Origin of the sequence: Enterobacter sp. CPE_E890 (genome assembly GCF_046521475.1) — a bacterium.
In the GTDB taxonomy this organism is placed as follows: domain Bacteria; phylum Pseudomonadota; class Gammaproteobacteria; order Enterobacterales; family Enterobacteriaceae; genus Enterobacter; species Enterobacter adelaidei.
In genome coordinates, this window is the sequence record NZ_JBKFZW010000001.1 from 4,774,616 (window position 1) to 4,800,164 (window position 25,549).

The following is a 25,549-nucleotide window of genomic DNA, read 5'->3' on the forward strand; positions in this document are numbered from 1 at the left end:
TGGGTGTAGATTCAATTGGTCAACGCAACAGTTATGTGAAAACATGGGGTTGCGGAGGTTTTTTGAATGAGACGAACATTTACAGCAGAGGAAAAAGCCTCTGTTTTTGAACTATGGAAGAACGGAACAGGCTTCAGTGAAATAGCGAATATCCTGGGTTCAAAACCCGGAACGATCTTCACTATGTTAAGGGATACTGGCGGCATAAAACCCCATGAGCGTAAGCGGGCTGTAGCTCACCTGACACTGTCTGAGCGCGAGGAGATACGAGCTGGTTTGTCAGCCAAAATGAGCATTCGTGCGATAGCTACTGCGCTGAATCGCAGTCCTTCGACGATCTCACGTGAAGTTCAGCGTAATCGGGGCAGACGCTATTACAAAGCTGTTGATGCTAATAACCGAGCCAACAGAATGGCGAAAAGGCCAAAACCGTGCTTACTGGATCAAAATTTACCATTGCGAAAGCTTGTTCTGGAAAAGCTGGAGATGAAATGGTCTCCAGAGCAAATATCAGGATGGTTAAGGCGAACAAAACCACGTCAAAAAACGCTGCGAATATCACCTGAGACAATTTATAAAACGCTGTACTTTCGTAGCCGTGAAGCGCTACACCACCTGAATATACAGCATCTGCGACGGTCGCATAGCCTTCGCCATGGCAGGCGTCATACCCGCAAAGGCGAAAGAGGTACGATTAACATAGTGAACGGAACACCAATTCACGAACGTTCCCGAAATATCGATAACAGACGCTCTCTGGGGCATTGGGAGGGCGATTTAGTCTCAGGTACAAAAAACTCTCATATAGCCACACTTGTAGACCGAAAATCACGTTATACGATCATCCTTAGACTCAGGGGCAAAGATTCTGTCTCAGTAAATCAGGCTCTTACCGACAAATTCCTGAGTTTACCGTCAGAACTCAGAAAATCACTGACATGGGACAGAGGAATGGAACTGGCCAGACATCTAGAATTTACTGTCAGCACCGGCGTTAAAGTTTACTTCTGCGATCCTCAGAGTCCTTGGCAGCGGGGAACAAATGAGAACACAAATGGGCTAATTCGGCAGTACTTTCCTAAAAAGACATGTCTTGCCCAATATACTCAACATGAACTAGATCTGGTTGCTGCTCAGCTAAACAACAGACCGAGAAAGACACTGAAGTTCAAAACACCGAAAGAGATAATTGAAAGGGGTGTTGCATTGACAGATTGAATCTACAGGCGAGATTTTTGTCTACCATATGCCGTTTAACCGTGCGCTGGGGCTGGAACTGGAGCGTTACGAGAAAGACTTTGCCCAGCTGAGTTTCAACAACCAGCCGATGATGGTGGGCAACTGGGCACAAAGTATTTTGCACGGCGGGGTGATTGCCTCCGCGCTCGACGTGGCGGCAGGCCTGGTCTGCGTGGGCAGTACGCTGACGCGTCATGACACCATCAATGAAGATGAACTGCGCCAGCGCCTGTCGCGCATGGGCACTATTGATTTACGTGTCGACTATCTTCGTCCTGGGCGCGGAAATCGTTTTACCTGCACCAGCAGCCTGCTGCGCGCGGGGAATAAAGTTGCCGTGGCGCGCGTTGAATTACACAACGAAGAACAGGTTTACATTGCCAGCGCAACCGCCACTTATATGGTGGGTTGAGACGATAAAATCGGGTAAAATTAATTCACTTTTTTGTAACGGATTTTCCCGATGGATGCTAAACAGACGCGGCAGGGCGTTTTACTCGCTCTTGCCGCTTATTTTATTTGGGGTATCGCCCCGGCGTATTTCAAGCTTATTGCCTACGTTCCGGCTGATGAGATCCTCACTCACCGCGTCATCTGGTCGTTCTTCTTTATGATCGCGCTGATGAGCCTCAGCCGTCAGTGGTCGGGTGTCAAAACGCTGCTGCAAACACCGAAGAAAATTTTCCTGCTGGCGCTCTCTGCGGTGCTGATTGGCGGTAACTGGCTGCTGTTTATCTGGGCCGTGAATAACCACCATATGCTTGAAGCGAGCCTCGGTTACTTTATTAACCCACTGGTGAACATTGTGCTGGGGATGATTTTCCTCGGTGAACGCTTCCGACGTATGCAGTGGCTGGCGGTGATCCTTGCATTCTGCGGTGTACTGGTGCAGCTATGGACCTTCGGTTCACTGCCGATCATCGCGCTGGGGCTGGCGTTCAGCTTTGCGTTCTACGGTCTGGTGCGTAAGAAAATCGCGGTGGAAGCACAAACCGGGATGCTGTTTGAAACCCTGTGGCTGCTGCCGGTCGCGGCAATTTACCTGTTTGGTATCGCTGACAGCGCCACCAGCCACATGGGCAGCAACCCATGGTCGCTGAACCTGATGCTGATGGCAGCAGGCGTGGTGACCACCATTCCATTGCTGTGCTTTACCGGAGCGGCAACGCGCCTGCGTCTCTCCACGCTGGGCTTCTTCCAGTACATTGGCCCGACGCTGATGTTCCTGCTGGCAGTGGTGTTTTACGGCGAAGTGCCGGGGGCGGATAAGATGGTGACGTTCGCCTTTATCTGGGTGGCGCTGGCGATTTTCGTTGCCGATGCCATTTATACCCAGCGCAGAGTGCGCAAGGGGTTGTGATTTCCCCCTCACCCTGGCCCTCTCCCACAGGGAGAGGGGCTCTGATCGTAGGGTGGGTAAGCGCAGCGCCACCCACCTGATTTTTACAACCAGTTACGGCGCTTGAAATAGAGATACGGCGCAAGCCCAGCGAGGATCATAAAGATAATCGCCCCAGGATAACCAAAGCTCCATTTCAGCTCCGGCATAAACTCAAAGTTCATCCCGTAGCTTGATGCCACAAGCGTAGGCGGCAGGAACACCACAGAGACCACCGAGAAGATCTTGATGATGCGGTTCTGCTCGATATTGATAAAGCCCATTGCCGCCTGCATCAGGAAGTTGACCTTCTGGAACAGGGATTCGTTGTGCGGCAGCAGGGATTCGATATCGCGCAGGATCTCACGCGCCTGCTCCAGCTGACCACCCGGCAGACGCGCTTTACGCACCAGGAAGTTCAGCGCACGCTGGGTATCCATCAGACACAAACGCACCTTCCAGCCGATATCTTCCAGCTCCGCCAGCGTGGAAAGGGCTTCGTCATATTCATCACCCTGATGGCCTTCCATGATGACGCGACTCAGTTTTTCCAGATCGCTGTAGATGTTTTCAATCTCATCCGCCAGCTGTTCGATTTTGGTTTCAAACAGATCGAGCAGCAGCTCGTAGGCGTTTCCGTCAACCATGGCCTGGCTACGGGCGCGCATTCGGTAGAGACGAAACGCAGGTAATTCACGCTCACGCAGGGTAAACAGGCGACCATCGCGGATAGTAAATGCCACGGTGGAGTTACCGGCGTGATCTTCGGCATCTTCAAAGAAGAAGAAGGAGTGAATATGCAGACCGTCTTCGTCTTCAAAAAAACGGGCCGATGCTTCGATGTCTTCCAGTTCTGGACGGGTTGCCAGGCTTTGCCCCAGCTCAGATTGTACGCGAAGGCGTTCATCGTCGTCCGGCTCGACCAGATCCACCCATACGGCATCAATGAGGGGCTGCGACTCTTCGGCTTCAAGCCGAGTCAGTCGGTTATTTTCGAGTTGAAATGCGCTCAACATGACCGGGACTCCCAATGCAAAAAATATCGGACAGTTCGGTGGGCACACAGAAACAAATTGGGTTTCAGACCATTAAACAGCCTGACTCAGCGCGACGGGAATAATGCAGTCGCTGACAACCACTAAGGCCATCAGCAAGAGGAGATAGCCTTAGGAGTTGTTCCTGGTTGACAGGGAATTGAGCCAGTATCTACTGGGTGTGTCCAAGGCGAATGTCCTCTTAGCGTAATCGTGCGCGCATGTTACGCCAGCAGTAACAGTGGCGTCAACACGCAACGAAACGCTGAAGGGCATTAATTGACCTTCAACGTATAAGGCTAGCAGATTATTACAAAATAATGATATTTTTCTGAAAGTTACACAGTTTCCAGTCGAGCGTAGGCGGCCACCAGCCATTTGATCCCCTGCCCCTGGAACGCCACCTGCAACCGGCTGTGCTCACCGCTGCCTTCAAGGTTTACAATGGTGCCTTCACCAAATTTCGCATGACGCACGCGCTGGCCCAGCTTGTAACCGGTGTCGTTTTCCGACATCGGCGTACCCAGGCGCTGATGGCTGACAGGACGGCTGACACTGGCGCGCAGACGTACTTCTTCCACGCACTCTTCCGGCAGTTCGCCGATAAAGCGCGATGGACGGTGATAGACCTCTTTGCCATACAGACGGCGGGTTTCAGCGTAGGTTAACGTCAGTTTTTGCATGGCGCGGGTGACCCCCACGTATGCCAGACGGCGCTCCTCTTCCAGGCGTCCGCCTTCATCCAGCGACATCTGGCTCGGGAACATCCCCTCTTCCATCCCGACGATAAACACCTGCGGGAACTCCAGCCCTTTGGCGGAGTGCAAGGTCATCAGCTGAACCGCATCCTGCCAGGTATCCGCCTGCCCTTCGCCCGCTTCCAGCGCGGCGTGAGAGAGAAACGCCTGCAGCGGCATCAGGTCTTCGTCTTCTTCGTTGTAGCTGAACTGGCGCGTTGCCGTGACCAGTTCCTCTAAGTTCTCAATACGGGTCTGGCCCTTCTCGCCCTTTTCCTGCTCGTACATGGTTCTCAGGCCGGAGTCTTTAATCACCCGGTCGGTCTGCACATGCAGCGGCATGTCGGCGGTTTCCTGCGCCAGAGCGTCAATCAGCTCAAGGAAGCGCTGCAGGGCGCTGGCGGCACGGCCGGCGAGCGCTTTTTCCTGCAGCAGCTCGCGGCACGCCTGCCACAGTGTCAGCTGGCGGTCGCGCGATGCCTGACGTACGACGTCCAGCGTACGGTCACCGATACCACGGGTTGGCGTATTCACCACGCGCTCAAAGGCCGCGTCGTCGTTACGGTTCGCGATCAGGCGCAGATACGAGAGCGCATCTTTGATCTCCTGGCGTTCGAAGAATCGCATACCGCCGTAAATACGGTACGGCATGCTCACCTGCAGCAGCGCCTCTTCCAGCACGCGCGACTGGGCGTTGCTGCGGTAAAGAATGGCGCACTGCTCCAGCGCACCGCCGTTGTCCTGCCAGGTTTTGATGCGATTCACCACGAAGCGGGCTTCGTCGAGCTCGTTGAAGGCGCAGTAAATGGAAATCGGTTCGCCGTCGACGCCATCGGTCCACAGCTTTTTACCCAGACGCCCGTTGTTGTTTTCAATCAGGGCGTTGGCCGCGCTCAGAATGTTGCTGGTTGAGCGGTAGTTCTGTTCCAGACGGATGGTCTGTGCACCGGGGAAATCGTTGAGGAAGCGCTGGATGTTCTCCACTTGCGCCCCACGCCAGCCGTAGATGGACTGGTCGTCATCGCCAACGATCATCACCTTACCGGTATCACCGGCCAGCAGGCGGATCCACGCATACTGGATGTTGTTGGTATCCTGGAATTCGTCCACCAGGATATTGGTAAAGCGTTCACGGTAGTGCTGCAGGATGTGTGGTTTGTTAAGCCACAGTTCGTGAGCGCGCAGCAGCAGCTCCGCGAAGTCCACCAGACCGGCGCGATCGCACGCTTCCTGATAGGCCTTGTAGACGTTCTGCCAGGTCTGCTCGACCGGGTTGCCGAAGCTCTGAATATGGTGCGGGCGCAGCCCCTCGTCTTTCTGACCGTTGATGTACCACATCGCCTGACGCGGCGGCCACTGCTTCTCGTCGAGGTTCATCGCCTTGATCAGGCGCTTCAGCAAACGGAGCTGATCTTCGCTGTCGAGGATCTGGAAATCCTGCGGCAGGTTGGCATCCATATGGTGCGCGCGCAGCAGACGGTGCGCCAGGCCGTGGAAAGTCCCCACCCACATGCCGCCCTGGCTGGTGCCCATCAGCTGTGCGATACGGTGGCGCATCTCTGCCGCCGCCTTGTTGGTAAAGGTTACCGCCATGATGGAGTATGGCGAACAGTTCTCCACGCTCTGTAACCAGGCGATACGGTGAACCAGCACGCGCGTCTTACCACTGCCCGCCCCAGCCAGCACCAGCAGGTTAGTACGCGAGGCCGCTACGGCTTCACGCTGTTTGTCATTAAGGCTGTCGAGCAGGTAAGAAACGTCCATTGGCACCGTCACGTCATGTCGGGCAGGCGAATATTTCTACTCGCCAAAACCCTGTTAATTTATACAGAACAATTGATGATTATATCAGCGTCGTGAGGGATGCCAACCGCGAAATTTCCACGTGCGGCAGAAGACGGCTATCGGAGGCGATCATCAGGTCAGCGTTTTCCGGCTTGATCCAGCAGGCCTGCATACCGCAGCGGATTGCACCGGCCACGTCAGTGGTCAGGTCATCACCTACGTGAAGAATTTCACCCAGCGACAGATTTAGTTTTTCTGCCGCCAGATGATACATATCTCTGAATGGTTTGGAGCGCCCATGCGGGCCGGCACGCAGCACAAATTTGAAGTAATCGCCAAGGCCAAACAGCTCCGGCTGGGCATTACCATTGGTGATCGCCACCAGCGGCCATTTTTCGGCCAGAGCAGCCAGCGTGTCGTGGGTTTCCTGTGGCACGTCGATACGGCTACGCCATTTGGCAAAGTTTTCCATCGACGCTTCAGCGCCAATCGCGGCATCACGCGCACTCATGCCGACGTTGAGCATGGCTTGCTCTACCGCACGGCGACGCCATTCGGTCACGTCGTGGTAAATGTCGGGTTCGGTCTCCCGCAGGGATTGACGCAGCTTCTGGAAATCCTTGTTCTGCATCGTCTTCAACGCCGGATGGTAGTTCTGCACAAACGCCAGTGACTCCTGCTCAGTACGCAGAATTACCTCGCGGTTGTCATAAAGGGTGTCATCAAGGTCAAAGGTCAGAGCTGAGATCTGCCCGAGAGGGCGGTAAAAACGCATTATTTCCCCCGTTTGGCGCGTGGATGCGCCGCGTCATACACCGAGGCAAGGTGTTGGAAGTCTAAGTGGGTATAGATCTGAGTGGTCGACAGATTCGCGTGGCCGAGCAATTCCTGCACGCCGCGCAGATCACCGCTCGACTCAAGCATGTGTGTCGCAAAGGAGTGACGCAGCTTGTGCGGGTGAACGTGGCTGTTCAACCCCTGCTTAATGCCCCACTCCGCAAAGCGCTTCTGCACGTTACGCGCTGAGATCCGCTTACCGAGTTTCGACAGAAACAGCGCATCTTCTTCCGCGCCAAACAGCCCGCGCAGATCCAGCCAGTGCTCAATCCAGGAGACCGCATTGCGGCCAATCGGCAGACGGCGCTCTTTGCTGCCCTTACCCATCACCCACACTTCGCCGGTGTCCAGGTCGAGATGTTTTAAATCAAGATTGACCAGCTCAGATAGACGCAGACCGGCGCCGTACATCACCTCCAGCATTGCGCGGTCGCGCACGGCCAGCGGATCGTTAAGGTCGATATCCAGCAGGCGATTCACATCGTCAACGTCAATATTTTTGGGTAAATGGCGCGGCGCTTTTGGTGTGGCAATTCCTTTTGCCGGGTTGGCTTTTAACCCACCCTGGCTGACCAGCCAGTCGAAGAAACTGCGTAATGCAGAGAGCCTGAGTGCCAGACTCGCCGGGCCGAGTCCCTTGCGTCGACTACGCACCACAAAGGCTCGCACGGTTGCAGCGTCACATTGTTGCCAGCTTTTCAGGCCGATCTCTTCGGCAATCTGCATGATGGCATCAAGCTGACGCTGATAGTTCAGTAGCGTAATCGGGCTAAGCTGACGCTCCACGCCCAGATAGCGCAGAAAGCGCGTGACGTCAGTGGTGAGTAGTCCGTCCGTCATACGCGCTCAATCCAGCGCTCCAGCAGCTCAGGCAGCATCAGAGCGATCTCTTGTAACAGGTGCGTAGCTTGCCCCTGCTCATAATGATGCGCATCGCGGCTGGTAAATAACATCACGCCCAAATCGCCATCGCGCCCCATCAGCGACATCGCCACCGAGCCAATCGCTTTGGCTTCCGGTAATACCACCAGCAGCTCAGGTCCGTTTAGCGGCCCCAGGTAGTGATGTTCGTGGCCCAGACGCTGAATACGCAGCGGCTCGAACGCCTGACGGCTGAGAGCCAGATGGGTAAAACCGGACGGCGCGCCAATACGCCAGCGGTCAGGGAAAAGACGAATCGTTGCGCCCGCCAGCCCAAGCTCGCGCGCCCAGCGGTGGAAGCGACTCAGGAACTCTTCAAGGCTGTGCGCCGACGCCAGACGCGCCTGCAGATGCAGCAGACGATAGAACAGACTTTCGTTGGTGCTGGCCTGTTCCATCAGCAGCGTCATGTTCTCTTCGAGCTGATTGATGTGGTTGCGCGAGCGTGCCATGTGCCATTCGACCAACGACACGGTCTCACGAACCGGATGCGGCACGCGCATCTGTTCGACGACGCGTGCATTGCGAATAAAAAACTCAGGATTGCGCAGCAGATAATCAACAACAGCTCTGTCGTCCAGTTCCGTCGCTGTTTCCTGCAGTTCTTCCCCTGGTTGTTTCATAGATGGATAAACCCGTCATAGACATGTGCCGCCGGGCCAGTCATATACAGTGGATGACCCGGTCCTTTCCAGGCGATATCAAGCCGACCACCTGGTAACTCCACGCGAACTTCTTCTGCCAGTAACCCTTGCGAGATGCCAACGGCCACAGCAGCACAGGCACCGCTTCCGCAGGCCTGAGTTTCGCCCGCGCCGCGCTCGTAAACCCGCAGACGGATGTGCTCACGCTTCACCACCTGCATAAAACCGATGTTCGCGCGCTCCGGAAAACGCTCGTGGCTTTCCAGCACCGGGCCGAGCGTTTCGACGGCGGCGGTTTCCACATCATCAACCTGAATCACGCAGTGTGGGTTACCCATCGAGACGACGCCGCACAATACTGTCTGCTCGGCCGCACGCATAATATAGGTCTTTTCCGCTTTGTTTGCGCGGAACGGTACTGCCGAAGGCTCGAAGTTAGGTTCACCCATGTTAACGCGAACCAGCTCGTCATCAGTCACGCTGAGCACCATGCGACCATTGGCGGTGCTGACGCGGATATCACGTTTGTTGGTTAGCCCCTTCAGGCGAACAAAGCGAGCAAAACAGCGCGCGCCATTACCGCACTGGTTAACCTCACTGCCGTCCGCGTTAAAAATACGGTAGTGAAAATCGAGGTCGGGATCGTACGGAGGCTCAACAACCAGCAGCTGATCGAACCCCACGCCCAGATGCCGATCCGCCAGGCGACGGATCAGTTCCGGGGAGAAAAACACATTCTGCGTTACCGCGTCGACGACCATAAAATCGTTGCCAAGGCCATGCATTTTAGAGAACTGCATCATTTGCTCCACTGCGCGGGTACAGAACGTTGTCGTCAGAGATTAACCTGAGTCGGGCCACCGTTGTCGCCACGATCGTTAGTATCTGGCGTAGAAGACTCAATGCCGCTTTGCACAGGTTTCGTCGGCGGCGGTGCGGTTTTATCCGCTGGCGGGAAATACAGTGGTCCTTTCAGTCCACAGCCAGTCAGGCTAAACAGCGTGATGAGAACGGCAAGCGTTCGAAAAGCGTTTTTCATTATAAAATTGCCCGTAAGTTCAAATCTGGTTCTATCATCGCAGGAGAAGACACAAAAGCAAGAGTTTGCCGCTTTCCTGCAACGGGAATTATTTAGCGTTATACTGCCGCCATCACGAAAAACAGGAACAAAACTATGAACGACAGTGAATTCCATCGCCTTGCCGACAACCTGTGGATGACCATTGAAGAACGTCTTGACGACTGGGACGGCGACAGCGATATCGATTGTGAAATCAACGGCGGTATCCTGACCCTGAGCTTCGAAAACGGCAGCAAAATTATTATTAACCGTCAGGAGCCGCTTCACCAGGTATGGCTGGCAGCCAAACAGGGTGGCTACCATTTCGACCTGAAAGACGGTGAATGGGTTTGCGACCGTAGCGGCGTCACGTTCTGGGATCTGCTGGAGCAGGCGGCGACCGCGCAAGCGGGTGAGGTCGTGAGTTTCAGGTAGTTTTGTTGCCCGGTGGTGCTTACGCTTACCGGGCGAAAAGACTCAGGAGAAATACTGCTGCAACAGTGGCGTGGTGTCCTGATTTGCAGGCACCGCAGGCGTGACGGCCTGGGTCCGGAACGGGATCACCTGCACGCGGCCATCGACGTTCACAATCTGGTAGAACTGCGGCAGGTTGAAGTTGATAAAGCTTGAGCCGTAGGTGAAGCGGTCGTGTGAAGAGGAATAGAAGCGGCTGACGTCGCGCACCAGTTCCTCTTTACTGCCTTCACAGTGGTGATAGACCTCGGCGCGGTTGGTCTCATCCAGAATGTAGATGTTGAAACCGGCATCGTCGCCCGACTCTTCAAAGAAGAACTGAATAATCCCTTCGCTGGCAAAACCATCCACCACCTGCGGCAGTTTGACGTGGTTGGTTTCCACCTGCACGGACAGGCCATGCAGCTTGTTGTGCGAAATTGCGCCATAAAATTCGATAGCGTTTTCCAGTTTCTGTACCGACACATTCAGACGTTCAAAGAACAAGCCCCAGGTCTGACCGGAGACGCGCAGCGCTTTAAAGCGTCCGGTTTCCTGGCGAGTACTGGAGAGGCGCAGTTCAATACATTCAGAGACCAGCTGCTGCACACGAGTACGAATCAACCCGCGCAGGTGCTGGCTGTAGCAGAACACTTCTACGCTGTCCGGCGGCGCGGCATCCTGGTGCATCTTACCGAGAATGGTTTTCAGCGCTTCGATCATCGCCTGCTCGCCGTTGAAATGCAGGGTACGCACTTCGTTCCACGAGTTGCGGTACAGCAGGTCAACGCTGCCCACCAGGCAATTTTGCTGCTCACCAAAGCTGAAAACATCCAGCTTGCGGAAATCAAAATGAACCACCTGATTGCGGAAAGCCGCCGTCGGGTCGTATTCCAGGTTGACGATAATCGCCAGATGGCGGATTTCACACGGGCTGTAGAGCGCTTTTGGCGTTGGCGCAGGCAGGCGCAGCGGGAAGTGATGGGACACATCCGCTACCATCTCCTGCAGTTTGGCTAAATCGACGACCTCGTTACCCTTGATGAACAAACGGGTACGTGAAGTCAGCAGGCCGTTAAACCAGGCCCAGGCCACCAGCTTGTTCAGGTAGCGGTTATACTCCAGCGGCTGATGGCTGATGATCGAATCCATGCTTGGCGCACGGTTGTACAGATACCACCCGGTGCGGTTCGCGCGTCCCGGCGGCACATAGATAAACGTCAGATTCGGTTCAGACAGGTCAGGCGAAATCTGCGGGTTAACCAGCGTGACTTTACCTGGCAACGCTTCAAACGCAGCGTACAGTTTACGGGTCAACACCCCGATATCCTGCGGGCTGGCGGAGACACTGAGATTATTGCGGCGCGCAAAGCGGATCAGGTTACGGTAGCTTTGCATCATCGCATCAAGCAATTCGTTGTGCGCTTCACGCACCTGGTCGATTTTCCAGTTGGCGCGGTTGTCGAGCATGGACAGACGCTCTTCGTCCCATCCCCACTCTTTGACTAACTGACTGACCACTTCACGACGCCAGCCAACGCAGGCGCGTTCGCGGCTCAGTTTTTCACAGACTTTGAGATAGAAACATCGACGCACCAGGTCAAGACGCGTGGTGTCCTCAATGGCATTCAGGTATTCGGTGACGCGTTCGAGCATCATGCAGTAGGCATCAAGTCCGAAGGAGACAATCTCGCCATCGTGCAGACGCTGTTTGATGTCTTTCGCCAGCAGGCGCGGCGTAGGGTATTCCCAGGAGTAGGCTTCGAGCAGCAGCGTTTTCAGCACCGCTTTATACGGGGAGTCAATGCTCTTATAGAGCTGCCAGAGGCTCGCGCCAAAGTACTCTTCGGCCGAGAGAGAGCTCAGGCCGCCCAGGTCCAGCCATTCGTTTGGCGTCAGCACGCCCTGCGCATACAGCGACATGACGTAATCGTCGTAATGCTCTTCTTCTTCGCACGGCACCATATTCCAAAGAATACGCTTACCGGCCAGACGAACGGCAGTACGGTAAAATTCATCCAGCAACAAAATGTGCTGGGTCGAGCCGCAGTCCTCACCACCCAGACTGCCGCTTTCGTTATGACGGAAACGGTTTTCATCAATCAGGAAGAAACTCACTTCCACGCCGAGCGACGCAGCCCAGCTCTCCAGCAGGCTGCATTTACGCTGCAGCAGCTGACGCTCTTCGTTATCGAGCCAGGATTGATGGCAGACCCAGATGTCCAGGTCAGAAGAACAGCTTTGCCCTACCGATGAGGTACTTCCCATAGAGTAAACGCCGGTAATCGGCAGTTCACCTTTCGGGGACTCCTGCGGCGGCATGCCACGGTAGAGTTCCAGCTCATTCAGATAATGCTGTTGGGTTTCATCAGGCGTGAAAAGGCAAATGCCCTGGGGAACGTTACCGTCGAGGTAACCCGGCATCAGCGGATGGTGATAGTGCAATAATGTCGGCAGCAGACTGTATACCTGCTGGAAAGCAGGGCCCATAGCAGCAAGCGCGCGATCCACACGCAGTTGATTTATGGCATCCAGTCTCTGTTTCAGAGTCTCAATATAGAGGTACAAGACGTATCGCCTGATGTTTCCGGGTGTCGCAAACTATTCAAAACACGAATAACAGCGGACCCGCAGTATTTCAAAAAGATAACCGTTACCCTTTTTCGCCCTTATCATTTTTGGTGGTACCGACGAAAAAATGGTCTAAAACGTGATCAATTTAACACCTTGCCGATTGACCGTAAAGAAAGATGCGCTACATACAAGTGTAGCACCGTTCTGTACGTGTAAATTCCTGAATACGGCTATGGCTGACGAATACGCCGCCTTGTCCCTCTCACTCTTCATCAACCGTAAAACTGCCATCCCAGAGTCAACAATGTTAGGATGGTTAGCGATTGATAATGACGGTAACAAGCATGTTAGACAATGTTTTGAGAATTGCCACACGCCAAAGCCCTCTTGCGCTCTGGCAGGCACATTATGTGAAGCAGCGCCTTGAAGCCTGCCACGGTGGATTGCGCGTCGAGCTAGTGCCGATGGTCACGCGTGGTGATGTGATCCTTGATACGCCGCTGGCGAAAGTGGGCGGCAAAGGCCTGTTTGTCAAAGAACTGGAACTGGCATTGCTTGAGAACCGCGCTGATATTGCCGTACATTCGATGAAAGACGTGCCCGTCGAGTTTCCGGAAGGGCTGGGTCTGGTGACAATCTGCGAGCGCGAAGACCCGCGTGACGCGTTTGTCTCTAACCACTATGACTCGCTTGATGCGCTGCCTGAGGGCAGTGTGGTTGGCACGTCCAGTTTACGCCGTCAGTGTCAGTTGGCAGAGCGTCGTCCGGACCTGATCATCCGCTCGCTGCGCGGTAACGTCGGCACGCGTCTGAGCAAGCTGGATAACGGCGATTACGATGCCATTATTCTTGCGGTTGCGGGTCTGAAGCGTCTGGGGCTGGAGTCGCGCATTCGTGTGGCGTTGCCACCGGAGCTGTCGCTGCCCGCCGTGGGTCAGGGTGCGGTCGGCATTGAGTGCCGTCTGGACGATGCGCGAACCCGCGCACTCCTTGCCCCTCTGAACCATGACGAGACCGCTATTCGCGTAAAAGCCGAACGTGCGATGAATACCCGCCTCGAAGGGGGATGCCAGGTGCCGATTGGCAGCTATGCTGAATTAATTAACGGTGAGCTGTGGTTGCGTGCACTGGTTGGCGCACCGGACGGTTCGCAGATGGTACGCGGTGAGCGTCGCGGCAAAGCACAGGATGCCGAGCAGCTTGGCGTGTCGCTGGCAGAAGAGTTACTGGATAACGGCGCCCGCGAGATTCTGGCTGACGTTTATAATGGAGAACCCCCTGCATGAGTATTCTTGTCACCCGCCCTTCTCCCGCAGGAGAGCAATTAGTGAGCCGTCTGCGCGCACTGGGGCAGGTGGCCTGGAGTTTTCCGCTTATTGAATTCTCCCCGGGTCGGGAACTGTCTGTGCTCGCCGACCAGATGAATACCCTTCAGGAAGGCGATCTGCTGTTCGCGCTGTCGCAACATGCCGTGGAATATGCCCACGCACAGCTGCAACAGCAAGGTCTGACCTGGCCAACCGCCCCCCGCTATTTCGCGATTGGCCGCTCGACGGCGCTGGCTTTACATACCATCAGCGGTGCGAATGTGCGTTACCCGTTAGATCGGGAAATCAGCGAAGTCTTGCTACAATTACCTGAATTACAAACTATTGCCGGCAAGCGTGCGCTGATTTTACGCGGTAACGGCGGACGTGAACTGTTGGGTGAAACGCTGCTGGAGCGTGGAGCTGATATCACGTTCGTTGAGTGTTATCAGCGTTGTGCAAAACACTACGATGGCGCGGAAGAGGCGATGCGCTGGCACGCGCGAGGCATCAATACGCTGGTGGTGACCAGCGGTGAAATGTTACAACAGCTTTGGGCACTGATACCGCTTTGGTATCGCGAAAACTGGTTACTCCGCTGTCGACTTCTGGTCGTCAGTGAGCGTCTGGCGAACAAGGCCCGGGAACTGGGCTGGCAGGATATTCGGATCGCTGATAACGCCGACAACGATGCGCTGCTGCGCGCATTACAATAACTCTCAAATGGGAAGCCATAATGACGGAACACGATAAATCCTCCGCCGTGGTTGAAGAGACCAGGGAGACTGTGGACGCGACGCCACAGCCAGAGACGAAAGAGAACATCGCTGAGAAGAAAAACGGCAGCAACAAAAAAAGCCTCGCGCTGAGCGCGATTGCCATCGCTATTGCGCTGGCGGCCGGCGTTGGCCTGTACGGTTTGGTGAAACAACAGAGTGCTAACCAGACGGCCACCAGCGACGCACTGGTGAATCAGCTTACGGCTCTGCAAAAAGCGCAAGAGACACAGAAAACCGAACTGGAAGCGGTGATTAAACAGCAGGCAACCGCACTCGCCGAGGCGAACAGTAAACAAGAAGAGTTGACCAAACAGCTGGGCGACGTGCAGCAGAAAGTGGCGACGATCTCCGGCACCGATGCTAAAACCTGGCTGCTCTCCCAGGCTGACTTCCTGGTGAAGCTCGCCGGGCGTAAGCTCTGGAGCGATCAGGATGTCACCACTGCCGCCGCACTGCTGAAAAGCGCCGATGCGAGCCTGGCGGACATGAACGATCCAAGCCTCATCACCGCACGTCGCGCGATCACCGAAGACATCGCCAGCCTCTCCGCCGTCTCACAGGTGGATTACGATGGCATTATCCTCAAAGTGAACCAGCTTTCGAATCAGATTGATAACCTGCAGCTGGCAGATAACAACGACGACGACTCCCCGATGGATTCCGACGGCACCGAGCTTTCCAGCTCCCTGAGCGAATGGCGTGTGAACCTGCAAAAAAGCTGGCAGAACTTTATGGACAGCTTTATCACTATCCGCCGTCGCGACGAAACCGCCGTTCCGCTGTTAGCGCCTAATCAGGATATTTATCTGCGCGAAAACATTCGTTCCCGCCTGCTGGTTGCCGCCCAGGCTGTGCCGCGTCATCAGGAAGAGACCTACAAACAGGCGCTGGATAACGTCTCTACGTGGGTACGCGCTTACTACAATACCGATGATGCGACCACCACCGCCTTCCTCGAAGACATTGATAAACTGAGCCAGCAGAACATCACCATGAACGTGCCAGATAAGCTGGAAAGCCAGCCGATTCTGGAGAAGCTGATGCAGACGCGAGTGCGTAATTTGCTGGCACAGCCAGGTGTACCGGCTGAGCAAACTGGCGGAGCCGCCCCTGCTCCTGCACCTGAAAGCGCGCCACAGGGAGAGTAATGATGCTAAAAGTCCTCTTACTCTTCATCCTGCTGATCGCCGGGATCGTGCTGGGTCCAATGCTTGCCGGTCATCAGGGTTACGTTCTGATCCAGACCGATAACTACAACATCGAAACCAGCGTAACGGGTCTGGCGATCATTCTGATCCTCGGTGTGGTCGTGCTGTTTGCTGTCGAGTGGGTCCTGCGCCGTATTTTCCGCACCGGCGCGCATACGCGTGGCTGGTTCGTGGGTCGTAAGCGCCGCCGCGCCCGTAAGCAAACCGAACAGGCACTGCTGAAACTTGCGGAAGGTGACTATCAGCAGGTTGAAAAGCTGATGTCAAAAAACGCCGATCATGCCGAACAGCCAGTAGTGAACTATTTGCTGGCCGCGGAAGCCGCGCAACAGCGGGGTGACGAAGTCCGCGCTAATCAACACCTGGAACGTGCGTCTGAACTGGCGTCTAACGACCCGATTCCGGTGGAAATTACGCGTGTTCGTCTGCAACTGGCACGCAATGAAAATCACGCTGCACGCCACGGCATCGACCGCCTGCTGGAAATTGCGCCACGTCACCCGGAAGTTCTGCGTCTTGCTGAACAGGCGTATATTCGGACCGGTGCATGGGGTTCACTGCTGGACATCATTCCATCAATGGCGAAGGCCGAAGTGGGTGATGATGAACATCGTGATGAGCTTCAGCGCCTGGCATGGATTGGCCTGATGGATCAGGCTCGCGCCGATTTGGGCAGCGACGGTCTGAAAACCTGGTGGAAGAATCAGAGCCGGAAAACGCGTCAGCAGATCCCACTGCAGGTGGCAATGGCAGAACATCTTATTGAATGTGACGATCATGACACCGCGCAGGAGATCCTTCTCGACGGCCTCAAACGCCAGTATGACGATCGGCTGGTGATGGTGATCCCACGCCTGAAAACCAACAATCCAGAACAAATTGAAAAAGTGCTGCGTCAGCAGATTAAAACCGTCGGTGACCGTCCGCTGCTGTGGAGCACGCTGGGTCAGTCGCTGATGAAGCATGGCGAATGGCAGGAAGCGAGCCTCGCCTTCCGCGCGGCACTGAAACAGCGTCCGGATGCGTTTGACTACGCATGGCTTGCCGATACGCTGGACAAACAGCATAAGCCCGAAGAGGCAGCCGCCATGCGACGTGATGGGTTGCTGTTGACGCTGCAAAACAACGGTACCCAGCAGTAAATAAACAGGAGGCCAAATGGCCTCCTTTTTTTATCGCCCATCTCCTGCTACATTCTTTGTACCCATATCTGCAAACGCACCCGCCAATGTAACGATGTACTTTCATTAACCTTTTTCACACACGCGCACATTCTGCAGCGTGGACTAAATTGTTTTTGAAAGGAAATCTTCATGAACTCGCTTTTGTATGCGCTTATTGAAGCGCTGCGCGGCCACCGCTGGCTGCGCCTGCTTGCCTGTGCTTTTATCTTTACTTCGCTGGGAAATGGTTTAACCCAGGTTGTAGTCTTCGGTTTACTGTTAGCGTGGTCAGCCTCGCCAGCGCTGCTAACCCTCGCTTTTCTTTTCGCTACGGTACCAGGATTTGTCGGTAGCCTGATCGGTGAAAAGCTGTGCTCGAGCTATTCTCCAATATCTCTGCTGATACTGACCGAAGGACTGGGCTTGCTCGCCCTGCTCTTTCCCTTGTTTGGCGTGGGTTATCACAGCATTGCCGCTTTACTCGCCGTGCAATCCACCGAAGCGCTGCTCAGCGGGATGAGTTGGCCCGCGCTGACGCTGCTCTTTAAGCGCGGGCTCAGTGAAGCGGAGTTACCTGCGGCAACCTGTCTGGAAACTGTGATTTTTGCTTCTCAGGTGTTGTTAGGAACCGGACTGGGCGTAGTGCTGTTCCAGAAGACATCCGTGTTTACACTGCTGGCTGTTGATGCCGCCAGCTTTCTCGGGTCACTGTTAATGCTATGGCTGGCTGAGCGCCAGTTTTCTGCACCATCACTCCCGCCCCCTGATGAAGAGAAAGCGCCTGCGGCGTTACGCTGGCGAGCGTTGACCAGTCGGCAAAAACGCAGCCTGCTCATCCTCCCAGCGCTGGCAGCCGTCGGTTCACCGGCGATGGCGCTCCTTCCGGCACTCGCGCAACAGATCCATCCTCAGAATGCGGCGGGTCTTGCGCTGCCTCTGCTTTTCGCGAGGAGTATGGGACAACTTTGCGGCCCCATGCTGCTAAAAAGAGACAGCCTGGCGCGCTTTGCTGCCCACACACCGCGAATCATCGTTTGTCTCGGTATCTTTCTGGCCGCTTATGGCATGCTTCCGTTTTTATCCGGAGGGCTGGCCTGTGCGCTGGGGATGATCTTTATCGCACATCTGGCTTCGAATGTTCTCTTTGCGGCTGGCACGTTTGCTGTTCTTAGTAGCTTTGATGACACGCAAACCGCTTCAGCCAGCGGTAAAGCCTGGCGCTGGCAAACGCTCAGCGCCTCTCTTTTCACCGGCATCGCAGCGATGGTGGCAACCGGGTTTGGCTCAGTACAGGCACTCTATACCGTCTCGTCAGTGGCTCTGCTGATCGTTGCTCTGATCATGTGCTTTTATCGGGAGTAAGACATAAAAAAACGCCTGCTATAAAAGCAGGCGTTAAAACAGGTCTATAAGACAACATATTTGGTGCTTCACTCAACGTTGTGTCCATGGTGTTTGATGAGGCCGAAGCGACATCTGTCAGTGGACGATAAGCACCGTAAATGGCTCTGCGTCATTCCTGAGTTTATGAGGCACTAAGGCGAACATAAGAGATGGAATGAGCATCTACACGCATATTATTGCACGTAACGTGCCAACATAACACTCCGAACTTTTACACCGCGCAACATTTTAAGATAAAAGGAAATTATGCTGTTAAGCACCCTCTGAGGCCCGACAATAATCCGGCAAACACAACAATATGTCTCCTGGAGGAGACAGTAAAATCAGCAAAGGATTTTTTTCTATTTTTTCAATGAATTGCATGTCGCTAAATCGCGACAATAAATGTAGGTGCTGTCGGGGGATTGCTACAGGATGAAAAGGAGCAGAAAACAAAAAACCCCGCCGAAGCGGGGTTCAAAATTGGTCGGCGAGAGAGGATTCGAACCTCCGACCCACTGGTCCCAAACCAGTTGCGCTACCAAGCTGCGCTACTCGCCGATGTACTGCTTTTTGAATTTTTAGTTCAATTCATTTAAAAAGTCGTGGTGCGAGGGGGGGGACTCGAACCCCCACATCCTAAGGACACTAACACCTGAAGCTAGCGCGTCTACCAATTCCGCCACCTTCGCAATTCACAACTCTTTCAATAATGGGGTGGCTAATGGGATTCGAACCCACGACAACTGGAATCACAATCCAGGGCTCTACCAACTGAGCTATAGCCACCACTGTATTCTTAACTCACGCGGTACTGACTACTTCTCAGACCACCGCAGCTCCAGCACCGGGTAAATGGTGCGCCCGACAGGATTCGAACCTGAGACCTCTGCCTCCGGAGGGCAGCGCTCTATCCAGCTGAGCTACGGGCGCTTAGCGCCGTTGCGGGGCTGGATATTACGTACCTCCGTCCCCGCTGTCTAGTGCTTTTTTGAAAAAAATGCGCGTTTGGTTATGGTTTGCACATTTTGCCGCTTATTCCTCCACTTTCTGCGTGGTGGCACGGCTACCCAGGCCAAAAAGCTTATACGCAGCTGTCACTGCCGCCAGGAAGATCACCCCGACAAACAGCGACATGCGGGTATCTTCATTAAAGTACATTCCGATTAATACGCAAACCAGGAACGCCATCGTTAAATAGTTCGCATACGGGAACAGAATTGAGCGGAACGGATGGCTTTCAATCGCCTTTTTATGCGCATGGCGGAAACGCAGCTGGCTTATCAGGATAACAAACCACGGCACCATGCCCGGCAGCACGCTGGCGCTATAGACGTAAACAAATACGCGCTGCGGGTTAGGAATGATGTAATTCAGACAAGAGCCAACCAGCAGTATCGCAATGGAGACCGCCACGCCCGCAACCGGAACGCCAGCACGTGAGACTTTACTCATCGCCGCAGGCAGCTGGTTATTCTTCGAGAGTGCATAAAGCATACGACCACAGCTGTACATTCCACTGTTACAGCCTGACAATGCCGCCGTCAGTACCACAAAGTTGATGATACCTGCCGCCGCCGTGATGCCAATTTTCGCGAAGGTTAAAACAAACGGGCTACCGGTCGTGCCAATTTCGTTCCACGGGAAGATGGTCACGATGACGAAGATCGCGCCCACATAGAAAATCAGGATACGCCACAGCACCTTACCCACCGCACTACGCAGCGTGACTTGCGGGTTTTTCGCTTCACCGGCGGTAATACCGATAAGCTCCACGCCCTGATACGAGGCCACAACGATACACAGCGCCGTCAGGAAGCCCTTCCAGCCGCCAGCGAAGAAGCCGCCGTTTTCAGTCAGGTTACCAAAGCCGATAGCGTGTCCGCCGTTGCCAAAGCCGAAGAAAATCACGCCCAGGCCAACGACAATCATCACGATAATCGTGGTAACTTTAATCATTGCGAACCAGAACTCAATTTCACCGTAAAGGCGCACGGCGGCCAGATTTGCCAGCGCCACCAACCCTACGGCAATGAGCGCGGGTATCCACTGAACCATGTCCGGGAACCAGAACTGGACGTAGACCCCTATCGCGGTGATCTCTGAGATGCCTACCGCCATCCACATAAACCAGTATGACCAGGCCGTCAGGTAGCCGAAGAACGGGCTCATATAGCGATGCGCGTAAACGGCGAAAGAACCGGTCACTGGCTCCAGGAAGAGCATTTCGCCCATCGAACGCATAATGAAGAAAACAAACAGCCCGGCGATAATATACGCCAGTAATACGGAAGGGCCTGCCCATTTGAGCGTACTTGCGGAGCCCATAAACAGGCCGACGCCGATAGTGCCGCCCAGCGCTATCAGTTCAATATGACGAGCTTCCAGCCCACGCTGTAGCTCCGGTTTTTTCTCTGCCATAGATCCTCGATTGTGTTTGCTGTTTCCCGACTTAAGACCGGGTATTGTTTTTTAGGGGTACTAAAATACGGAGCGAATGGTTTCTTAAAATCTGCCAAATGGCAAACGATGCATTAAAAAAATGAATGCATTGCACAGATTATCAGCAGTTTTGCAGGGGAGTTGCAGCGCGAATAGCATATCGCGCTACATTTTGATTACATTTTCCCGGTGTAATGCCAGGCGAGGTAGCGAAGCAGGCGAATCTGTCGTTTAATGCGCGTCGGTTGCGATAGCAGGCGGTACAGCCACTCAAGGCCCAGATTTTGCCAGACCTTGGGCGCACGCTTAACGTGGCCAGTAAAGACGTCGTACGTGCCGCCGACGCCCATGTACAGGGCATCCGGGCAGACCAGACGGCAGTCACGCATCAGGATCTCCTGGCGCGGGGAACCCATCGCCACGGTGACAATTTTCGCCCCGCTGTCGCGAACGCGCGCAAACAGCGCCTGCCGATCTTCCGGTTTGAAGTACCCATCCTGGCTGCCGACAATATTAACATTCCATTGACGACGCAGTTTCTCCTCCGTCTGGACCAGTATCTCCGGCTTCCCGCCAATCAGGAACACGGGCGTGCCCTGCGCACCTGCGCGGGCCATAAGCTGCTCCCAGAGATCGGCACCCGCCACGCGGGAAACATTAGCGTCAGGATACTTTTTACGGATTGAGCGAACCACGCTGATACCGTCCGCGTATTTAAACTCAGCGGCTTCAATCAGACTTTTGACTTCCGCATTATCCTCAACTGCCAGCATTTTTTCCGCATTGATGGCCACCAGCGTCCCGGATTTCATTTGGCCGTCGGCAAAAAGAAAATCCAGTGCGTGCTGCATGTCGCGCCAGCCAATAAGCTGCAAACCACGTAGCGCATAGCGCGGTGCAGACGTTTTATCAGTCATTACTATCCTTACTCAGACTTGCGACAGCGTTGTACTGCCCTGCGGCTCGCGCTTGTGCACAAGCCCTGCACTGTCAAACAGCCAGTACAACAATTTAGCCAGTAACAGGCAGACGCCGAAAATGACCATGAAGAACACCACGCGCGAAACGAATGAGTCCAGCCCTTCGCGCGCCAGAACGATCATATTGAAAATGGCACCAAAGCAGAAACTGTGCAAAATGGCCGCTTTATAGCGGTTGGTCTCTTCGTTGCCACGCACGTAAAGCCAGTCGAACCACTTGATAATCAGCCCCACGGCAACCGCCCCGGGGAGTATGAACCACGCCCCTCCCATCACGACCAGAGAGCCAATCAGCGTTGGCGAGATGGCCAGTCCGGAATGGTTGTTCAGTACTTCCCAGGTAAAATAGTTCGCGGTATTGAGCACCACGCCAGGACGGTCCGGCCATAGCCAGGAAGGGATAAAGACGTAGAAGTCGCGAACGATTGGCGCCAGGCCCTGGAAATCAATCTTGTCGTAGTTTTGCAGCAGTAATGCCAGGTTTTCCCACGGCGAGAAGGTATCACGCGTCAGGTAGAGGAACGTGTAAAACGCTTCATCACCCGCCACATTCATTCCGTAGCGCTTCAGTGCCAGCCAGAACATCCCGACAACGCCAAACACCCCAGCCGCCACCAGCATCCACAGCGAGATCCAGCCGCGAATAATGCCGATAAACAGGAAGATCGCGAAGGCGATAATGATGTTCGCGCGCGTCCCCCCCACAATCATGTAGGTCAGAATGCCGAACGCGACGGTGCTGACCAGGAAGAACAGCCACGCTTTGCTGTCCTGGCGCAGGAAGAAGATCACCAGCATTGCCGGGATGAAGAAGTAGAAGAAACGCTTAAGCGCCACGCCTGAGACTTCGGCCGAAAAAATCTGGCTGTAGGAGTGCAGCTTAAACAGCAGGAAGCCGTTATGCATGAAGAAGATACCGACACTGACCAGGGCGATGGTCATTAGCATCACCCATGTCAGGTGGGTCTCCACCCTGTTCATGGTAAAAAGCGCCCGGCGTGGTGCGGTTGCCTGCGTTGAACGCAGCCGCGTTTTATAGGTGACGTAGTAAACTGCATAGAAACAGGTTGCAGCCAGAAGTGCCTGGAGCAAAATTTCTGGTGGCGCGACGCTAACGTCGAAGCGGAAGACCAGAATGCTGGTTAGCGGGAACCCGAAAAAGAACGTCAGCAAAAACAGTAATGAGAAGAACACGTTAAAGTTGAAACGCACGCGGCGGAATTCGAACCAGGTGAGCGTAGCGATAAACAGCGTGCTCAGGAGCCAAACGACCAGTAAACCGCTGAATTGCAACTGGCTCATGCTTTGTCTCCTGCAGCGATACGCAGCGCACGGTGCCACGGCGAGAGGTAATTCGGGCTAAAGAAGTCGATGGAATTCTTATCCACCAGCGCCAGTTGTCGCTGTGCTTCCCGAACAACTTCTTCATTAAGCACATCGGTGGTAAACAGCACCGGCAGATTCTGCTCGACCATATCTTGCCAGAACGGATTATCGCGATTAAGTACACAGGGGATCCCGGCCTGAATCAGTAGACACAGTGTGCCAATCCCCTGCTGGCGGGCAAAAATAAAATACCCGAGATCGCATTTCCTCAGCAGAGCAAGGTACTCATCAAATTCCAGCTTATTATCGAGAATTTGCAAATTCCCGGCGCTGAATAACGCCAGCCCCTGTTGGCGAACCTCGTCGATATAGGCGTCGTTGTTGAGGGGGTAACCCATCGGGACAACCACATTGACGGTATCGCCAAATTGCTGATAAACAGCCCTGAGCGCGGCAGCATGTTCGTTGCTGCGATCGCCAGAGTTACCGACCAGAATCGTCAGTTTCCCCTCCCGTGGCGTGTCGGTCCCCATGGTGTTCAGCGCCGGGTTCATTCGGGTCGGGAAATAGAGCAATTCGCCGCGCACATCAGGATGCTGTTTCGCAAAATAATTCAGATCGCCACGGGTGGCAAAAACACAGCCCACGCGTCCCTGCGCCATGCGACGCAGCGGGTAGAAAAGCCGGAATTTCCAGCCGCGGGAAACCTCGTAAAGATCGGCCCCCCAGATATGCCAGCTGCACTGGGAGGGTTTAATTCCGCCGCTTAACAATGCCAGCCACAGACCGGTATTAAACTGTCCGTGGAAGAAGAAGCGTTGCTCACGATCCGCTTTGGCTTTGGCAACGACCGCCTTCGCCAGCGTAGCCTTATCCGGCCAGAAGCGAATCTTCAGCGCCGGAAACGCCTCGCTCAGGCCCTTATCCTGACCTGCAACCATAAACTCACGCGCATCAGGATCGCCCGATGCCAGTTCGTCGTTGAAGAACCGCAAAACGGTCTGGTTATGGTGTGGGATATCCGATCCCAGGATGTGAATCAGTGCAGTCATGCGCGTTTACGCCACAATAAAAATACGCCGCAACAGGCAGCAAAATAAACGATATAGGTTGCCATGTAGGCCTGAGCCGCTCCCAGCGCCCCGTGTGCGGGGATCAGCCAGTGCGAGAACGCCGTCAGGAGCGTAAACTGGCTAATTTCCGCCAGGATATACAAACGCAGCGAGGCTTTCGCAATCACCAGATAGCCAAAAACGTAAGCCCCCACTTTCAGTACATCCCCCACCAGCTGCCAGGCAAAGAGATCGCGCATGGCGGTAAACTTCGCCGAGAAAAGCAGCCAGATGGCAACATCGCGCAATAACCAGACGGTAAAACTCGCAGCCGCAACAGCCGGCAACACAAAGCGCAGAGATCGAAAAATCTCACGGGTAATATCCTGTCTGGACGTCAGGCGCGATAAGGTTGGCAGTAAATAAACGCTAAAGGAAGCCGTTATAAACTGGAGGTAGGCGTCGGAAATGCTACTTACGCCCTGCCAGATACCGACCTCATCCCAGCTATAATGCGCCGCCAGCAGGTTTCGCATCATCACGTAGGCCACGGGTAGCGTGACGGAGGTGATGAGCGCCATCAGGGTAAATTTACCCAGCTGGCTGGCAAGAATCTTATCCCATTGAGGTTTCAGGTAGCTCAGAGGGATGACGCCACGACGCATCAGCATAAAGGCGGCAGGAACAACAACCAGCGCCGGGACGAGCGCCAGCCCCAGCAGTGCGCCTTCATACCCTCCAAGGCGATAGCAGAAGTAATAGGCAATAACGCCGATGACGCTCCCGAGAATTAACGCAAGGGCATTCCCGGCAGCATCACGAAAGCCTTTCATCAGCGCCAGCAGCAGGTTAGCCCAGGCAATCCCCATCTGAACCAGCGCAACCAGACGCACCAGCCCCTGGTAATGGGTGTGCCCAAACAACCCCTGGCTGATGGGCGCCGCCGCCAGCAGAAAGATAATCGCCATCAGGGTTGAAAACCCCGTGACCATCGCCGAGGAGGTGCCCACCACCCTGCGAAGCTGAGCCGCATCATCGTGATACTGCGCAACGTATTTGGTCACGCCGTTAAAGATGCCGGCACCGGCCAGCACCCCAAGAACGGTAACAAGCTGACGGAAATTACCCGCCAGCCCCACACCCGAGGGGCCAAATGAGACGGCCAGCAGCTTGACGACCAGCAGCCCGGCGCCAATTTTTACAAGCGTGGACGCGGCGGTCCACACCGATGCTTTTGCCAGAGACAT

At 54.7% G+C, this 25,549-nt stretch carries 23 protein-coding genes and 4 tRNA genes; 9 read left to right on the forward strand and 18 right to left on the reverse strand.

Annotated elements, in window-relative coordinates:
- The first annotated feature begins 66 nt into the window (after positions 1-66).
- Genes ACLHV9_RS23560 through rarD form a run of 3 tightly spaced genes read left to right on the forward strand, consistent with a single transcriptional unit; the run spans position 67 to position 2,599 of the window.
- Positions 67-1,218, forward strand: a complete 1,152-nt coding sequence (locus tag ACLHV9_RS23560; RefSeq protein WP_001254932.1) for an IS30-like element IS30 family transposase — start codon at positions 67-69, stop codon at positions 1,216-1,218.
- On the forward strand, positions 1,214-1,651 hold the full coding sequence (gene yigI / locus ACLHV9_RS23565) for an acyl-CoA thioesterase YigI (RefSeq protein ID WP_180259357.1): 438 nt from the start codon (positions 1,214-1,216) through the stop codon (positions 1,649-1,651). The genes ACLHV9_RS23560 and yigI overlap by 5 nt, the downstream gene beginning before the upstream one ends.
- 51 nt (positions 1,652-1,702) lie before the next feature.
- Complete coding sequence (gene rarD / locus ACLHV9_RS23570; RefSeq protein WP_407221126.1) at positions 1,703-2,599, forward strand: EamA family transporter RarD; 897 nt, start codon at positions 1,703-1,705, stop codon at positions 2,597-2,599.
- A gap of 83 nt (positions 2,600-2,682) precedes the next feature.
- Here rarD and corA read toward each other — a convergent pair whose 3' ends face one another.
- The 8 genes from corA to lptM all read right to left on the reverse strand — a co-directional run bounded on the left by corA (position 2,683) and on the right by lptM (position 9,614).
- On the reverse strand, positions 2,683-3,633 hold the full coding sequence (gene corA, locus ACLHV9_RS23575) for a magnesium/cobalt transporter CorA (protein ID WP_008501540.1): 951 nt from the start codon (positions 3,631-3,633) through the stop codon (positions 2,683-2,685).
- A 150-nt stretch (positions 3,634-3,783) separates the two neighbouring features.
- The gene (gene ysgD / locus ACLHV9_RS23580) at positions 3,784-4,029 is read right to left on the reverse strand and encodes a YsgD/CorL family protein (protein WP_407221127.1); all 246 of its coding nucleotides are present in this window, start codon (positions 4,027-4,029) and stop codon (positions 3,784-3,786) included.
- Positions 3,990-6,152, reverse strand: coding sequence for a DNA helicase II (gene uvrD / locus ACLHV9_RS23585; protein WP_108091169.1), 2,163 nt, complete (start codon positions 6,150-6,152; stop codon positions 3,990-3,992). Before uvrD ends, ysgD begins: the two co-directional genes overlap by 40 nt.
- A gap of 79 nt (positions 6,153-6,231) precedes the next feature.
- Positions 6,232-6,948, reverse strand: a complete 717-nt coding sequence (gene yigB / locus ACLHV9_RS23590; protein WP_108091170.1) for a 5-amino-6-(5-phospho-D-ribitylamino)uracil phosphatase YigB — start codon at positions 6,946-6,948, stop codon at positions 6,232-6,234.
- Positions 6,948-7,850 carry a tyrosine recombinase XerC gene (gene xerC, locus ACLHV9_RS23595; protein ID WP_028018188.1) on the reverse strand — a complete coding sequence of 301 codons (903 nt, stop codon included), beginning with the start codon at positions 7,848-7,850 and terminating at the stop codon, positions 6,948-6,950. The genes yigB and xerC overlap by 1 nt, the downstream gene beginning before the upstream one ends.
- Positions 7,847-8,554, reverse strand: coding sequence for a DUF484 domain-containing protein (locus ACLHV9_RS23600; RefSeq protein ID WP_028018189.1), 708 nt, complete (start codon positions 8,552-8,554; stop codon positions 7,847-7,849). The genes xerC and ACLHV9_RS23600 overlap by 4 nt, the downstream gene beginning before the upstream one ends.
- Complete coding sequence (gene dapF / locus ACLHV9_RS23605; protein ID WP_108091171.1) at positions 8,551-9,375, reverse strand: diaminopimelate epimerase; 825 nt, start codon at positions 9,373-9,375, stop codon at positions 8,551-8,553. Before dapF ends, ACLHV9_RS23600 begins: the two co-directional genes overlap by 4 nt.
- A 35-nt stretch (positions 9,376-9,410) precedes the next feature.
- The gene (lptM, locus tag ACLHV9_RS23610; RefSeq protein WP_028018191.1) at positions 9,411-9,614 is read right to left on the reverse strand and encodes an LPS translocon maturation chaperone LptM; all 204 of its coding nucleotides are present in this window, start codon (positions 9,612-9,614) and stop codon (positions 9,411-9,413) included.
- A gap of 135 nt (positions 9,615-9,749) precedes the next feature.
- Between lptM and cyaY the strand changes: the two genes are divergently transcribed.
- Entirely contained in the window at positions 9,750-10,070 is a 321-nt protein-coding gene (gene cyaY, locus ACLHV9_RS23615; protein WP_028018192.1) for an iron donor protein CyaY, read from the forward strand.
- A gap of 42 nt (positions 10,071-10,112) precedes the next feature.
- On the opposite strand, the gene cyaA is transcribed toward cyaY, so the two are convergent.
- Positions 10,113-12,656, reverse strand: a complete 2,544-nt coding sequence (cyaA, locus tag ACLHV9_RS23620; protein ID WP_028018193.1) for a class I adenylate cyclase — start codon at positions 12,654-12,656, stop codon at positions 10,113-10,115.
- Positions 12,657-13,006: 350 nt separating this feature from the next.
- On the opposite strand from cyaA, the gene hemC reads away from it, so the two are divergent.
- From hemC to ACLHV9_RS23645, 5 genes are all read left to right on the forward strand, one after another.
- On the forward strand, positions 13,007-13,948 hold the full coding sequence (hemC, locus tag ACLHV9_RS23625; RefSeq protein ID WP_134708730.1) for a hydroxymethylbilane synthase: 942 nt from the start codon (positions 13,007-13,009) through the stop codon (positions 13,946-13,948).
- Positions 13,945-14,685 (forward strand): uroporphyrinogen-III synthase, encoded by a 741-nt coding sequence (hemD, locus tag ACLHV9_RS23630; RefSeq protein ID WP_108091174.1) that lies wholly within the window; start codon positions 13,945-13,947, stop codon positions 14,683-14,685. Before hemC ends, hemD begins: the two co-directional genes overlap by 4 nt.
- A 20-nt stretch (positions 14,686-14,705) precedes the next feature.
- On the forward strand, positions 14,706-15,896 hold the full coding sequence (gene hemX / locus ACLHV9_RS23635; RefSeq protein WP_407221128.1) for a uroporphyrinogen-III C-methyltransferase: 1,191 nt from the start codon (positions 14,706-14,708) through the stop codon (positions 15,894-15,896).
- Between the two features lie 2 nt (positions 15,897-15,898).
- Positions 15,899-17,098, forward strand: a complete 1,200-nt coding sequence (gene hemY, locus ACLHV9_RS23640; RefSeq protein WP_028018197.1) for a protoheme IX biogenesis protein HemY — start codon at positions 15,899-15,901, stop codon at positions 17,096-17,098.
- Between the two features lie 171 nt (positions 17,099-17,269).
- Positions 17,270-18,481 carry an MFS transporter gene (locus ACLHV9_RS23645; protein ID WP_407221129.1) on the forward strand — a complete coding sequence of 404 codons (1,212 nt, stop codon included), beginning with the start codon at positions 17,270-17,272 and terminating at the stop codon, positions 18,479-18,481.
- Positions 18,482-18,986: 505 nt separating this feature from the next.
- On the opposite strand, the gene ACLHV9_RS23650 is transcribed toward ACLHV9_RS23645, so the two are convergent.
- From ACLHV9_RS23650 to wzxE, 9 genes are all read right to left on the reverse strand, one after another.
- A tRNA-Pro gene (locus ACLHV9_RS23650) sits at positions 18,987-19,063 on the reverse strand.
- 45 nt (positions 19,064-19,108) lie between these two features.
- Positions 19,109-19,194, reverse strand: a tRNA-Leu gene (locus tag ACLHV9_RS23655).
- A gap of 21 nt (positions 19,195-19,215) precedes the next feature.
- Positions 19,216-19,291: transfer RNA gene (locus ACLHV9_RS23660), tRNA-His, on the reverse strand.
- Positions 19,292-19,358: 67 nt separating this feature from the next.
- A tRNA-Arg gene (locus ACLHV9_RS23665) sits at positions 19,359-19,435 on the reverse strand.
- A 102-nt stretch (positions 19,436-19,537) separates the two neighbouring features.
- Positions 19,538-20,923, reverse strand: coding sequence for a bifunctional threonine/serine APC transporter ThrP (thrP, locus tag ACLHV9_RS23670; RefSeq protein ID WP_028018199.1), 1,386 nt, complete (start codon positions 20,921-20,923; stop codon positions 19,538-19,540).
- Positions 20,924-21,120: 197 nt separating this feature from the next.
- A complete protein-coding gene (gene wecG, locus ACLHV9_RS23675; protein WP_028018200.1) occupies positions 21,121-21,861 on the reverse strand; it encodes a lipopolysaccharide N-acetylmannosaminouronosyltransferase in 741 nt (246 codons plus the stop codon).
- A 12-nt stretch (positions 21,862-21,873) separates the two neighbouring features.
- Positions 21,874-23,226 (reverse strand): ECA oligosaccharide polymerase, encoded by a 1,353-nt coding sequence (wzyE, locus tag ACLHV9_RS23680; protein ID WP_407221130.1) that lies wholly within the window; start codon positions 23,224-23,226, stop codon positions 21,874-21,876.
- Positions 23,223-24,302, reverse strand: a complete 1,080-nt coding sequence (locus tag ACLHV9_RS23685) for a TDP-N-acetylfucosamine:lipid II N-acetylfucosaminyltransferase (protein ID WP_407221131.1) — start codon at positions 24,300-24,302, stop codon at positions 23,223-23,225. Before ACLHV9_RS23685 ends, wzyE begins: the two co-directional genes overlap by 4 nt.
- Positions 24,299-25,549, reverse strand: coding sequence for a lipid III flippase WzxE (gene wzxE / locus ACLHV9_RS23690; protein ID WP_028018203.1), 1,251 nt, complete (start codon positions 25,547-25,549; stop codon positions 24,299-24,301). The genes ACLHV9_RS23685 and wzxE overlap by 4 nt, the downstream gene beginning before the upstream one ends.